Source organism: Vibrio sp. J383, assembly GCF_023503985.1.
GTDB classification, from domain to species: Bacteria; Pseudomonadota; Gammaproteobacteria; order Enterobacterales; family Vibrionaceae; genus Vibrio; species Vibrio splendidus.
The window spans coordinates 2624136-2638175 of the sequence record NZ_CP097293.1; the positions used below are offsets into that span (position 1 = coordinate 2624136).

Genomic DNA, 14040 nt, shown 5'->3' on the forward strand with positions numbered 1-14040 from the left:
AGTTTCTACAGCGACTAAGTGCTATAGATAGTTAATTGCCACAATAGTTAACACTATCAATAGCTAAAAGAATATATCACTTTAACTAGAGGAACGGTGACCATGCAGGCGCTCTTACACGCCCGTTGGTTGCCGGTAATCTAGCTTTGAAACGGCCATCGATAGAAACCATCGATAATACGTTTGTTTTGTTGTAAATAGAGCTATAGATAACCATACCTCCATTTGGCGCAATACTTGGAGATTCATCTAACAATGTCTTTGTTAGCACCTGAACCGCACCGGTTTCCAAATCTTGCTTAGCCAAGTTGAAGCCTGAATTACTGCGATTGACCATGATTAGGAATCGACCATCAGGGGTGATCTGGCCACCTAAGTTTTGGCTACCTTGCCAAGTAATACGAGAAGTCGAATTATTGGACAAATTTACATTATAAATCTGTGGTTTACCACCACGATCCGATGTGAAAATAAGAGACTTGCCATCTGGGTGCCAGAATGGTTCCGTGTTATTAGAGCGGCCACGAGTAATTTGAGTCAGCTTACGGCTAGCAAGGTCAAGTGTGTACACCTGAAGGCTGCCTGTTTTAGACAATACCAATGCCAATGTTTTACCATCTGGCGAGAATCTTGGCGCACCATTATGACGAGGGTATGAAGTTACTTTCTCACGCTCACCCGTGTAAATATTCATGATGAATATTTCAGCTTGGCCATTTTGGAAACTCACATAAGCAAGCTTTTTGCCGTCTGGTGACCATGCAGGTGACATTAGAGGTTGCTTAGAACGAAGTACCAAGCGCTCGTTAAAACCATCGTAGTCAGCAACACGAAGTTGGTATGGGTATTTATCTTTGTCGTTCACTACCACATAAGAAATACGAGTTAAGAACGCACCTTTCTCGCCAGTCAGTTCTTCATACACTAAATCAGAAATACGGTGTGCGTACTCTCTCAAGCGTTTACCCGGAACCGTCGCTTTCTTATTGAACAACACGTGATCTTTAGAAAGTACTAATTGGCCTTCATCGCTGAGTGCACGGCTTTGTCCTTTAGTCAGTTGACCACGAACAATGTCGATCAGTTGATAGTTGACTACATATTGGCCTTCAGCATTTTTAGTAATGCTGCCAGTAAGTAATGAATCAACGCCTAAGTTAGTCCAAGCATCAAAATCCACCTCACTTTCGCTGTAAGGCGTCTGTGGCATTTTGCTTGTTGCAACTGGGCTGAATTTACCACTGCGTTGTAAGTCAGAAGCAATAACCGCTGATACATCGTGTGGCAATGGCTCTGCACCTTCCCAACGGAAAGGGACAATAGCGATAGGTCTTGCGGAGTTAATACCGTCTGTAATAACCAGCTCCAGTGCCGCGTGTGCAAACTGGCTGCTTGTAGCTATTAAGAAAACAAAACTCAGTAATAGTTTCTTTAACACAAGTTCGTCCTTTTACTCTGGTGATACAGTTAAGTTAATGTCTTTCAGTGATTTCACAATGTCTGGGTCTTTCGGCAACGGGTAAGATTGCACTTGTGCCACTGCACGCTTGGTTGCTGCACATAAACGGCTATCGCCATCTAAGATACTTAAGCTACCCAATATCGCGTTAGAGCCCGTTGGAATCAGCTTAAGGTTCACTCGACATGAGCGTCCTCTATAGCTGTCTTCTAACAACAGGTTCTGCTGAATCAGTTGGGTATAAATAGCGCCGTAACGCTGTGCTTCATCACTAATAAACTGTTGTCTTGCTGAAGAGTTTTGAGTCGATTCAGTCTCCAACCCAGCAAAGATGTCGTTCAATGCTGCTTCTTGCTGTTTACGCTCTTTTTCAGCTTTTGCTGCAGCTTCTTTTGCTTTGCGCGCTTTCTCCGCTGCGGCTGCCGCTTCTTTCTCTTTCGCTATACGTTGCTTTTCGGCACGTTCAGCGGCTTCTTTTTCTTTACGAGCTTTATCTGCAGCTTCTTTCGCGGCCTTTTCTTTTGCCACGCGTTCTTGTTCAGCTTTAGCAATCGCCACTTCTTTGGCTTTGCGCTCTTTTTCCGCTTTCACAACCGCTGCTTCTTTCAATTTACGATCAGCTTCTGCTTTAGCGGCTTTCTTTTGTTCTTGCTTTAAACGAGCCTCTTCAACTTTACGTTGTTTTTCATTCTCAACTCGACGCTTTTCAGCTTCGCGAGCGGCTTTCGCTTCTTTGGCTTGCTTTTCTTTCAGCTTTCGAATGTTCTCTTCTTCAGCTTTACGATTTTTTTCAAGTCGTTCGCTTTCGCGTCTTAGTTTGTCTAGACGCTCTTGCTCTTTCTTACTCGCGGCTTCTCTTTGTTGACGAATCTGTTGAGCTTGTTGGCGAACCAACTGAGGATCAATCACCACGGCTTGAACCATCTGCCCAGTAGGCTTTGGTTCCGACATCGTGAAATCCGCCCCCCAAATAAGCGCAACGAATAAGATGACGTGCAGCCCAAGAGAGATAAGAAGCGGTGATCTAAAATTATTGGATTTCTTATTATTCGCTTTCATGAATGCTACGGAGCTATTCCCTTATATCCGTTAATAGGCCAACCTTTGGCACACCTGCACGGCTTAATTCATCAAGTAATAAAACTACTTCAGCGTAAGGCGTTGCGGCATCACCACCAACCGCCACTGGAGAGTTTGGCTTAAGAGACAGCTCGGCTTTCACTCGGACGATAATGTCTTCCATTGATAAACCACGCTGTACTTCTTCGTTGTTCACACTCATGCCAAGCTCACCGTCTTTGTTCACTTCAACGATAATAAAGCTCGCATTGTCATCACCCAATAGATCTTGTGCAGACTGAGCCGTTGAAGCCTTAGGCAATTCAACGTCTACGCCTTGAGTAACGAATGGCGAAGTCACCATAAAAATAATCAGCAAAACAAGCATAACGTCGATGTAAGGTACAACGTTAATCTCTGCTGTCATTTTGCGTTTTTTAGGTTGGTATCCGGCCATCTATTATTCCCTGCCAGCCATCGCTTGACGGTGAAGAATACTGTGGAACTCTTCAGAGAAAGTCGCATAGTTGTGCTCTAGCTTACCGACTCGACTGCTAAAGCGGTTGTAAGCCATTACAGCTGGAATCGCCGCGAATAGGCCCATTGCTGTCGCGATCAGTGCCTCTGCAATACCAGGAGCAACCATTGCTAACGTCGCTTGCTTCACTTCACCTAATGCGATGAATGAGTGCATGATGCCCCAAACCGTACCAAATAGGCCGATGTACGGACTGATAGAACCAACGGTTGCTAAGAAAGGTAAGTTGGTTTCTAGCTCGTCTACTTCACGGGCAACCGCTACGCGCATTGCACGGCCAGTGCCTTCCATAATGAAGTCAGGAGATGTTGCATTCGATTTACGAAGGCGAGCAAACTCAGTAAAGCCTGCGTAGAAAATTTCTTCAGTTCCAGAAAGCTCGTCTTTGCGCTTATTGCTCTCTTGGTACAGTTTTGCGAGATCAACGCCTGACCAGAACTTATCTTCAAATACGTCAGTTTGTTTAGAAGCTTGAGATAATACTTTACTTCTTTTTATGATCATTGCCCAAGAAACAACAGACATGCCCATAAGAATCAGCATGACCATCTTAACTAGTAAGCTAGCTTCTAATATTAGGCCTAAGATTGAGATTTCAGCAGTCACTATTCGTTAGCTCCGTGAGAATAAATGTTGGCATTGCTTTGGGTTTCATTTTTTGATTATCGATACATGCTACCTTAACCATTGCTTTACACAATGCCTTGCCATCAGGATTTACGATCTCTTGACAGAAGACCAAGGTAGCTCGCTTCAACTCGTAAATATTTGTAATGACTTGTAAAGAATCATCAAGTCGCGCACCTTGAATAAAATCAATGTCCATATGTCGGACTACAAAACCGATATTTTGTTCTAACAAGACTTGCTGAGAGACGCCAATTGAGCGCAACATCTCAGTTCGAGCGCGTTCGAAAAACTTAAGATAGTTTGAATGGTATACAACACCACCTGCATCGGTGTCTTCGTAATACACTGTCACTGGCCACGTAAATGGCTTAGATATTCCCTGCAATTTGATACCACAATCCAAAACGATAAAGATCTCACTATAACCTAACTCCTTATCATTAATAGTATATCGCTGTGAATTTTTTGATTTAATAGACGAAAAAAAAGGCCATCTGTATAAGATGACCTCTTTTTGACTAAAAACCCAACAAGTATAAAGGTTCACGTCGTTATGAACCTAAATCTTCTGCCTTTTATAAAAGGCGCAACACCGTTAGGTAGAGCAAAATTGTGAGTGAAACGTATGGGCTAAACAGTAGCTGCCACATCCAAGCTCTAGGCTTAAACCCGATACCGTAAACCATGCTTGAGCACACTGCCCAAATAAACATTGGCCCGATGATCGCGTTAAAGCCACCGATGCTTGTCGCATACGCTTCAGGATCCCACATCACTAAACCAACATGCATGAAACCCAATACGAGGGATAAAGCTCTTAACAGAGTCTTATCCATTGGTTGATGCAGTTTAGCGATTTGCTCCGCGAGATTACTCACTGTCTTTATCCATCATTTCTGAATGCTCTAACCATAGAGCATTGATGATGCCGAATGCACATGCTAGAAGTACACCCAAAATCCATGCGAAATACCACATAAAATTTCTCCTAAGTTATTTAACTTCTAGCTTAGTAAGCTGAAACGTCGTTATCTTCGATATGTTTCTTATCTAGACGACCGAACATTTTGTAGTATGTCCAAGTTGTGTAGCCAAGAATCACAGGAACCATTACCGCCGCAACTCCGGTCATAAGACCAAGCGTTAACTCACTCGCTGTTGAATCCCACATAGTCAAACTATGGCTAGGGTTCAGGCTTGATGGCATTACGAATGGGAACATTGCAAAACCAGCCGTTAAAATAACACCAGCGTTAGATAGGCTTGAGAACAAGAATGCGAAACCACCACGCTCAAAGCGAGATGCAATCACAGCAAGCAGTGGCATTGCTACACCAAGGATCGGCGCAGCCCACATTGCTGGATACGTTTCGAAGTTTGTCATCCAAGCACCAACTTGAAGTGATACTTCTTTGTTTAGTGGGTTTGAATCAGCAAACGTGTCCATCGTGCTAGTGATTACATAGCCTTCAATAGACTGAACCCAGAAGCCACCGATAACGAACAGAGCGATAGCGATTAGGCCCGTGATCTGAGCAACGTTACGAGCGCGGCTGTGCAGTTCTTCTGTTGTCTTCATTTGAAGCCATGTTGCACCTTGCATCACGAACAACATCAGAGCCAACACACCACAAAGCAATGCAAATGGGTTAAGCAGAGCAAAGAACGTACCATGGTACTTAGACATCATAAATTCGTTCAGATCAAATGGTACACCTTGTAGTAGGTTACCAAATGCCACACCGAAAATGATTGGTGGTACTGTGCCACTAAAGCAAAGTGCGTAGTCCCAAGTTTTACGCCATTTTGGAGCTTCAATCTTAGAGCGGTAATCAAGAGCAAGTGGACGTAGCCAAAGCGCTGCTAACGTCGCGTACATTGCGAAGTAGAAACCAGAGAAAGACGTCGCGTAAACCAGTGGCCATGCAGCAAACAATGCACCACCAGCAGTGATAAGCCAAACTTGGTTGCCATCCCAGTGAGGGGCAATCGTGTTTAGCATAATACGACGTTCAGTGTCGCTCTTACCGATAACAGGAGAAAGGGCTGCAACACCCATATCGAAGCCATCAGTTACGGCGAAACCAACCAGTAGAACACCGATCAATACCCACCAAATAAGTCGTAAGCTTTCGTAATCAAACATAATATTCCCTCACTTATACTTCGACTGAACGGCTAACTTTGTCTTCAACAGAGTTATCGTTTTGTTCGAAGTGGTAACGGCCTGTCTTTAAGCTACTTGGACCTTTACGTGCGAATTTCAGCATTAGGTAAACTTCAGCAATCAAGAACACTGTGTACAGTGCAAGAATCGCGAATAGAGAAGTCCAAAGCTGTTCAATAGTCAGTGCTGATGCAGCCACATTAACAGGTAGGATTTCACCAACCGCCCATGGCTGACGACCAAACTCAGCAACGAACCAACCTGCTTCAATCGCAATCCAAGGTAGTGGGATTGAGAATAGCGCCGCTTTAAGTACCCATGGTTTCTGTTCGATCTTCTGACGACACGTTTGAACAAACGCCGCACCGAATACAAACAGCATGATGAAGCCACAAGCAACCATTAGACGGAATGACCAGAATAGAGGCCAAACTGTTGGGATAGAATCATCCGCAGCCATTTGGATTTGGTCTTCTGTTGCATCAACAACGTCGTCTGTGTAGCGCTTAAGAAGCAGACCGTAACCTAGGTCACCTTTCACTTCGTCGAACGCTGCGATGTTTTCTTCAGACTTGTCGCCTGAACGTAGCTTTTCAAGCAGCTCGTATGCGTACATACCAGTGCGGATACGATCAACGTGATCATCACGTAGGTCACGTAGGCCCGTTACTTCAGTATCAAGCGAACGCGTTGCGATGATGCCCATTACGTATGGGATTTTAATTGCGTAGTCAGTATTCATTGTTTCTTGGTTTGGAATACCAAAAACAGTAAATGCGGCTGGTGCTTCTTCAGTGTGCCACTCGGCTTCTACCGCAGCGAGCTTCACTTTTTGAACTTCACCAAGCTCGTAGCCAGATTCATCACCTAGTACGATTACTGACAGGATCGCCGCCATACCGAAAGATGCTGCAATCGCAAAAGAGCGACGAGCAAAGGCAAGGTCACGACCTTTAAGAATGTAGTATGAACTGATACCAAGGATGAACATTGCACCCGTTGTGTAACCAGACGCCACTGTGTGTACAAATTTAACTTGTGCTACTGGGTTTAGTACAACTTCAGCGAAGCTCACCATTTCCATACGCATGGTTTCAAAGTTAAATTCTGCACCCACTGGGTTTTGCATCCAGCCGTTTGCTACCAAGATCCATAGCGCTGAGAAGTTAGAGCCAAGTGCTACTAACCACGTTACCGCTAAGTGCTGACGCTTTGACAATCTGTCCCAACCGAAGAAGAAAAGACCAACAAAAGTAGACTCTAGGAAGAATGCAACAAGCGCTTCAATAGCTAGCGGAGCACCGAAGATGTCTCCAACGTAGTGAGAATAGTAAGACCAGTTTGTACCAAACTGAAACTCCATGGTTAAGCCTGTCGCTACACCAAGAGCAAAGTTAATACCAAACAATTTACCCCAGAACTTGGTCATGTCCTTGTAAATTTGTTTGCCCGTCATTACATATACTGACTCCATAATGGCAAGAAGAAATGCCATACCTAAGGTCAGTGGAACAAATAGGAAGTGATACATCGCTGTAAATGCAAACTGCAATCGCGACAGATCAACAACATCAATCATGGTAACTCCTTTGTGTCGGCTGAATGACACTTGTGTGATTATTCACCGCAAAAATCCATGTTAAAACAATTTATGTAATTGTTATTACAAATTGAAATTTGTAGCAAAAACGTACCGTTATAGTTAGATTATTGTTAAGCATGAGCTAATATAGCTGGCGCTAATATTACTGGTAAAATCAGTATGTTTCAAAAGGTTTATAGGAGAACCTTGCGTTGATTTGTATCAATTTTATTCGAGCAAATTAGAGTTATTTTTGTACAATCATGATTAAAATCACACCAATTTAGCCTCTGTTAATAACAGCGCATGATATCTGTGACAAAAGCTCAGCACCACTTCAACATACGAATTACAACTACCTATAAAGTATTAACAAAAAATATGACAACTTATTTCATTTTTTGCTAGCTAAATCAAACCTGCAATCAAAGTTTTCATTTTTGACAGAGGCTATTCAGCCTTTTTATCGAATCGCTCAAAGAGTTGTTATTCAATAAAAAGCAAAAAATCCCAGCGCTTATGCAACTGGGATCTTTGAAAATGAATAATTTAACGATTAGACGGTTTATCTATTCCAAAGTGTAAATACGCTCTGTCGGTCGCGATTCGACCTCTTGGCGTTCTTTGTAAGTAACCTTGCTGAATCAAGTAAGGCTCCAACACATCTTCAATGGTGTCTCTCTCTTCACCAATCGCAGCTGCCATGTTGTCGATACCAACCGGACCACCGCCAAACTTCTCCATTATCGCAAGCAGAAGCTTTCTATCCATGTAGTCAAAGCCTTTGGCGTCAACGTCCAGCATGTTGAGTGCTTTATCTGCAACGTCTGGGCAAATATGTCCATCGCCTTTCACTTCCGCATAGTCACGAACACGACGTAGTAGACGGTTAGCAATACGTGGTGTGCCACGCGCACGGCGAGCAATTTCTAATGCACCTTCAGACTCCAGAGATAGGCCAAGGCAATCCGCGCTGCGTTGAACGATATTTTGAAGATCTTCTACTTTGTAGTATTCAAGACGCTGGGTAATGCCGAAACGGTCACGTAACGGAGACGTCAGTGAGCCAGCGCGAGTGGTTGCGCCAATCAAAGTGAAAGGAGGAAGATCAATCTTGATAGAACGTGCCGCAGGGCCTTCACCAATCATGATATCTAATTGGTAATCTTCCATTGCGGGATACAACACCTCTTCAACCACTGGGCTTAGACGGTGGATCTCATCAATGAACAGCACATCATTTTCTTCAAGGTTAGTCAGTAGCGCCGCAAGGTCACCTGCTTTCTCAAGAACAGGGCCTGAAGTGGTACGGATGCTCACATCCATTTCATTGGCAACAATGTTTGCCAACGTGGTTTTACCTAAACCGGGAGGGCCGAAAATCAACAGATGATCCAGAGCTTCATTTCGCATTTGAGCGGCTTGAATAAAAATCTCCATCTGGTTACGAACGTGGTCCTGACCTTGATAGTCGGCAAGTGCTTTAGGGCGTATTGCGCGATCAATGACATCTTCATCTTTAAAGACCGGATTATCCGGTGCAATCAGGCGATCGGCTTCAATCATAAATTCTGTTATTCCTAACTCTGCTCTTCCTGACTCTGCGCTTCTTGACTCTGTGTAAAGGCAAAGTGAATGAGTCTATTTTGTAGAACAAGTATATGAGGTATTAAACCATCGACTTTAGTGCTTCGCGAATCAATTGTTCACTTGTCATGCCATCTTTAGCCACTTGAGCAACAACTTTAGAGGCTTGAGTTGGTTTATAACCCAATGCAAGTAGTGCGCTTACTGCTTCTTCTTCAGCATCGTGAACCGTTGGCATAGAGTCCATAGGCGCTGCATCCGTTGCAGGCGTAAACAGATCACCAGCTCCCCACCCTTTGAGGCGGTCTTTCATTTCAACAACCAGACGCTCAGCCGTTTTCTTACCAACACCCGGCAGTTTAACCAGTGTCGAGATATCTTCACGTTCAACGCTCTGAACGAATTGGCTTGCCGTCATTCCAGAAAGGATACCAAGACCAAGTTTAGGTCCGACACCATTCGCTTTAATTACTTCACGGAACAAGGCACGCTCTTTAACAGTGTTGAAACCATAAAGTAGCTGAGCATCTTCACGTACCACAAAATGAGTGTAGATAATTGCCTCTTCGCCAACGTTTGGTAATTCATAAAAACAGCTCATTGGCATTTGTACTTCATAACCAACACCACTGACTTCGATTAGCAACTCTGGTGGCTGTTTTTCTATTAATGTACCGCGTAGGCGTCCGATCACAATTCACTCTCTTGATGGAATATTATTTGAGGGACAGAATATAAAAGAACTGGATGCTTATCCAGTTCTTTGTGTTTATTAAGGTGATTTATTTAAGCTTGCTTAGCTTGGGAAACCACACTATTCAGGCTTTCAACCAGTTCTTTTACCGAAGTAACATGGCCTGTTAATTCAGAACCATAATTGGCCACTAAACCCGATACTGATTTAGTTTCTGCAACACTCTGCGCCACCTCTGAACTCGCGAGATCGAGTTCTTTCAGAGAGCTCATCTGCATTGCCATAATATTGGTGAGCTGATTAACATCTGTTGAGATGGTTTGCACCTCTGAGATGATGCCGTTCATTTCATTCGCCGTAGTTTCAATAATGGCTCGACCGTTTTCTACTTCTTCTTTACTGCGATCTAACAAGGTTCGAATTTCTATTGCTGAATGACTGCTTTTCGCCGATAGCTCTCTCACTTGATCGGCCACCACAGCAAAACCTCGTCCTTGTTCACCGGCTCGAGCGGCTTCTATTGCTGCGTTGAGCGCTAATAGGTTGGTTTGTTCGGCTACGGAAGTAATCAAATCGGCGACTTTCATGATCTCTTGATTACTTTGAATGATCTGGCTGATGGCACTGGTTGAGGCTTCTAGTGACTCAGAGCTCTTTTGCGCTTTGGTTCCAACCGCTTCACTGCGCTCTTTCAGTTCACCCACAAATGAATTGGATTCTTCGATACCTTGAGTCATTTGATGCAGCTGTTGACTCATCTCTTCTGCTGCACTCGCCTGAGATTCACAATTGACATTCAACACTTCGACTTGAGCATGCAGGTCTTGCGACTGCTGGTCTAAATGAACCGAAACACCTTGTAGACTCTCTGAATTCGAATTGGCTTGGTCGAGCACGATAGAGAGCCGACCTTCACTTTGCGTCGCTTGATTGGCAACGTGTTGGCTTTCTGAAATCGCATCCTCTGCCATTTCGATCGCCACCTCTTTCTGTTTCGCAGTAAATGCTTGGGCAATGCAGATCACCACCAGCGGCATAATCACACCAGACCAAGTTTCTAACACTACCGCATCAGGGGTTAGCTCAAGCTGGGGAAATGCAAATCCATTGAGATGTGCTGAGGTCATCACTAATGAAACACCGATAACCAGTCCACTCCACACCAAAGCCACAATTCGTGTTCCAGATAAGAAGAAAGCGACCACTAACAAAGGCACCCAATAAGCTTGAGTGGAAGCCACAACCCCACCGCTTTGGTAAATGATGTTCAACGCGTGGACAGCCATGCCGACAAAACCAAAGTTAAGTGCAAGGCTCGGCTTACTCGTCACACGAAGTAGCAGTGCAGAGATCAGTTCGAATACGATAAGAAATACAGATGTAGCGATCAGAAGTTGCTCTTCGTGCTTAGTCCACTTGATTAAGCTATAGACGCCCACGAAGAATGCGATAAAAGTGAAGAGTAATAAGATATCGGCTTGTCTGACTTCGTTGTTACTCCACCCATTGCTTTTGGGTAGAAACAGCGCGCGCCACAGCTTGATTGGGTTCATCAGTGATCATCCTTGATTAACTTGTTAGACCTCCGACCAATGTTAATAACATGTTAAATAATACGCAATGTTATTATTTGGGTTCTGTTCGAAAGATCTCATTTCATCAAGGATTTAGGCGCGTATTGTTATGATATGAGCCAAACAGGGCGTAAGGCTCATCGAATGAAAACGTCTAGAAAGCGGTGGGTGGGATTAACGGTAGCGCCCTTTTCTCGCACCTGTTGCTTTACCTGCCAGTGCGACCAAGGTTTTATTGGTATTGGCGTGAGTGATTGCTACGCCTAGAGCATCCGCTGCGTCGGCTTGTGGCTTAGCGGGTAGCTTGAGCATACTCATCACCATATTCTGAACCATCGACTTATCAGCACCGCCATTACCTGTTACCGCTTGCTTGATTAGTCTTGCCGCGTATTCATGTACGGGCAAGTCAGCGTTCACAGCTGCCACTATCGCACTACCGCGAGCTTGACCAAGCTTAAGTGCTGAATCGGCATTCTTTGCCATGAAGACTTGTTCGATCGCGAACACGTCTGGTTGAAACTGAGTAATGATCTCACTCACACCCGCATAGATCTGCTTTAAGCGACCTGGCAACTCTTTTTCTGAGGTGCGAATACAACCGCTACCTAAATAATATAGGTGGCGGCCATTTTGACGAATCACACCATAGCCGGTAATACGAGAACCAGGGTCAATCCCTAAGATAATAGACATAACTTTAATACTGATTATTTATACATGCTTTATGAGCTTAGTATATCGAACGCAAAAAAAAATGCCCGTCAAATTAACGGGCATTTTGTTGTTCTGCGAAAGAAAAAGTTCTATCAAAAACTAAGTTTTGCTGAAAGCTTAAGTACTATCTAAGACTTAAGCTCCATCGAAAACTCACTGCTTGATTAGAAAGTTGAGCTTAATCGTTTGATTAGTCTTCTTTCTTCGCTAAGTTAACAGCGATTGCTAGCTCTTCCAGTGATGCTGGGTTTGCTAAGCTTGGCGCGTCTGTTAATAGACATGCTGCAGCTGTTGTTTTCGGGAATGCGATAACGTCACGGATGTTCTCTGTACCACAAAGAAGCATTGCTAAACGGTCAAGACCGAATGCTAGACCTGCGTGTGGTGGCGTACCGTACTTAAGTGCTTCAAGTAGGAAACCGAACTTCTCTTGTTGCTCTTTAGCTTCGATACCTAGGATACCGAATACAGCCGTTTGCATTTCTGCGCTGTGAATACGTACAGAACCGCCGCCGACTTCGTAGCCGTTGATTACCATGTCGTAGGCATCAGAGTTAGCTGCTGCTGGGTTCGATTTTAGCTCTTCCGCGTTCACACCAAGTGGTGATGTGAATGGGTGGTGCATAGCGTGAAGATTGCCTTCGCCATCTTCTTCGAACATTGGGAAATCAATAACCCAAAGTGGAGCCCACGCTTTCTTATCTGTTAGCTCTAGGTCATCACCTAGCTTGATACGAAGTGCGCCCATTGCTTCAGCAACGATGTTCGCTTTATCTGCACCAAATAGGATGATATCGCCAGATTCAGCTTGAGTGCGCTCAAGAAGACCGTTGATCACGTCTTCGTTTAGGAACTTAGCAACTGGAGATTGGATACCTTCCATGCCAGCAGCACGGTCGTTAACCTTCATCCAAGCTAGACCTTTCGCGCCGTAGATACCTACATGTTCAGCGTAACCGTCGATTTGCTTACGAGTTAACTTAGCGCCACCTGGTACACGGATAACCGCTACGCGACCTTTTTCGTCGTTCGCAGGGCCAGAGAATACTTTGAACTCAACGTCTTTAACCAAGTCAGCAACGTCAACTAGCTCTAGTGGGTTACGTAGATCTGGCTTATCAGAACCGAAACGACGAATCGCTTCAGAGAAAGGCATTACTGGGAATTGGCCCAGTTCAACATCTAAAAGCTCTTTCCACATATCGTGAACTAGCTTCTCAGTCACGTTACGTACTTCTTGAGAAGACATGAACGATGTTTCGATATCGATTTGAGTAAATTCAGGCTGACGGTCAGCACGTAAATCTTCATCGCGGAAACATTTAACGATTTGGTAGTAACGGTCAAAACCAGACATCATCAGCAGTTGCTTGAACAACTGAGGAGATTGAGGAAGCGCGTAGAAGCTGCCTTTATGAACACGGCTTGGTACCAGGTAGTCACGCGCGCCTTCAGGTGTCGCTTTCGTTAGCACTGGTGTTTCGATGTCTAGGAATAGATTTTCATCTAGGAAACGACGAACGAAGCTAGAAGCACGTGCACGCAGCTTAATACGATCGCTCATTTCTGGACGACGAAGATCGATGTAGCGGTACTTAAGACGCTGTTCTTCAGAGTTCGTTTGGTTGAAATCTAGTGGAAGCGCTTCTGAACGGTTGATGATCTCAAGACCAGTCGCGTAAAGCTCAACTTCACCCGTTGCCATATCTTTGTTTACTTGGCTGTCAGGACGAACACGTACTTCACCAGTAAATTTGATACAAAATTCATTACGCAGTTGGTTAGCTATCGGGAAGATATCTTTCATATCTGGATCGACAACAACCTGAACGACGCCTTCACGATCTCGCATATCGATAAAGATAAGACCGCCTAAATCACGGCGACGGTTTACCCAGCCGCACAATTCTACAGTTTGTCCCGCCAGGGACTTGTTCAGGTTACCACAGTAATGGGTACGCATAATGAATTTCCCAATCTCTTAATTGTTTACTAGTTTCCAAGCTGTCAGTGGTCATTCCACACAACAGAGC

Annotated in this window: 14 protein-coding genes; all 14 read right to left on the reverse strand. The window is 44.3% G+C overall.

Going from position 1 to position 14040, the window contains the following annotated elements; genetic code table 11:
• Positions 1-85 precede the first annotated feature (85 nt).
• Positions 86-1438: a Tol-Pal system beta propeller repeat protein TolB gene (tolB, locus tag M4S28_RS11815; RefSeq protein WP_017083928.1), complete on the reverse strand. Its 1353-nt coding sequence runs from the start codon at positions 1436-1438 to the stop codon at positions 86-88.
• A gap of 12 nt (positions 1439-1450) precedes the next feature.
• Positions 1451-2518: a cell envelope integrity protein TolA gene (gene tolA / locus M4S28_RS11820; protein ID WP_017089570.1), complete on the reverse strand. Its 1068-nt coding sequence runs from the start codon at positions 2516-2518 to the stop codon at positions 1451-1453.
• Positions 2519-2531: 13 nt separating this feature from the next.
• Positions 2532-2975: a protein TolR gene (tolR, locus tag M4S28_RS11825; RefSeq protein ID WP_249631864.1), complete on the reverse strand. Its 444-nt coding sequence runs from the start codon at positions 2973-2975 to the stop codon at positions 2532-2534.
• A 3-nt stretch (positions 2976-2978) separates the two neighbouring features.
• Positions 2979-3662, reverse strand: a complete 684-nt coding sequence (gene tolQ / locus M4S28_RS11830; protein ID WP_004736480.1) for a protein TolQ — start codon at positions 3660-3662, stop codon at positions 2979-2981.
• On the reverse strand, positions 3652-4089 hold the full coding sequence (ybgC, locus tag M4S28_RS11835) for a tol-pal system-associated acyl-CoA thioesterase (protein ID WP_017078182.1): 438 nt from the start codon (positions 4087-4089) through the stop codon (positions 3652-3654). The genes tolQ and ybgC overlap by 11 nt, the downstream gene beginning before the upstream one ends.
• Before the next feature lie 172 nt (positions 4090-4261).
• Positions 4262-4564: a cyd operon protein YbgE gene (gene ybgE / locus M4S28_RS11840; RefSeq protein WP_017055065.1), complete on the reverse strand. Its 303-nt coding sequence runs from the start codon at positions 4562-4564 to the stop codon at positions 4262-4264.
• Positions 4557-4664: a cytochrome bd-I oxidase subunit CydX gene (cydX, locus tag M4S28_RS11845; protein ID WP_000270284.1), complete on the reverse strand. Its 108-nt coding sequence runs from the start codon at positions 4662-4664 to the stop codon at positions 4557-4559. Before cydX ends, ybgE begins: the two co-directional genes overlap by 8 nt.
• Positions 4665-4695: 31 nt before the next feature.
• Positions 4696-5832: a cytochrome d ubiquinol oxidase subunit II gene (gene cydB, locus M4S28_RS11850; protein ID WP_249631865.1), complete on the reverse strand. Its 1137-nt coding sequence runs from the start codon at positions 5830-5832 to the stop codon at positions 4696-4698.
• A 13-nt stretch (positions 5833-5845) separates the two neighbouring features.
• Positions 5846-7432, reverse strand: a complete 1587-nt coding sequence (gene cydA / locus M4S28_RS11855; protein ID WP_004736475.1) for a cytochrome ubiquinol oxidase subunit I — start codon at positions 7430-7432, stop codon at positions 5846-5848.
• A 552-nt stretch (positions 7433-7984) separates the two neighbouring features.
• Positions 7985-9001, reverse strand: a complete 1017-nt coding sequence (gene ruvB, locus M4S28_RS11860; protein WP_017083931.1) for a Holliday junction branch migration DNA helicase RuvB — start codon at positions 8999-9001, stop codon at positions 7985-7987.
• Between the two features lie 103 nt (positions 9002-9104).
• Complete coding sequence (gene ruvA / locus M4S28_RS11865) at positions 9105-9716, reverse strand: Holliday junction branch migration protein RuvA (protein WP_017076435.1); 612 nt, start codon at positions 9714-9716, stop codon at positions 9105-9107.
• 92 nt (positions 9717-9808) lie between these two features.
• Positions 9809-11269 (reverse strand): methyl-accepting chemotaxis protein, encoded by a 1461-nt coding sequence (locus M4S28_RS11870; protein WP_249631866.1) that lies wholly within the window; start codon positions 11267-11269, stop codon positions 9809-9811.
• Between the two features lie 195 nt (positions 11270-11464).
• Positions 11465-11986: a crossover junction endodeoxyribonuclease RuvC gene (ruvC, locus tag M4S28_RS11875; RefSeq protein ID WP_004736470.1), complete on the reverse strand. Its 522-nt coding sequence runs from the start codon at positions 11984-11986 to the stop codon at positions 11465-11467.
• A 211-nt stretch (positions 11987-12197) separates the two neighbouring features.
• Complete coding sequence (gene aspS / locus M4S28_RS11880) at positions 12198-13970, reverse strand: aspartate--tRNA ligase (protein ID WP_249631867.1); 1773 nt, start codon at positions 13968-13970, stop codon at positions 12198-12200.
• Between the last annotated feature and the right edge of the window lie 70 nt (positions 13971-14040).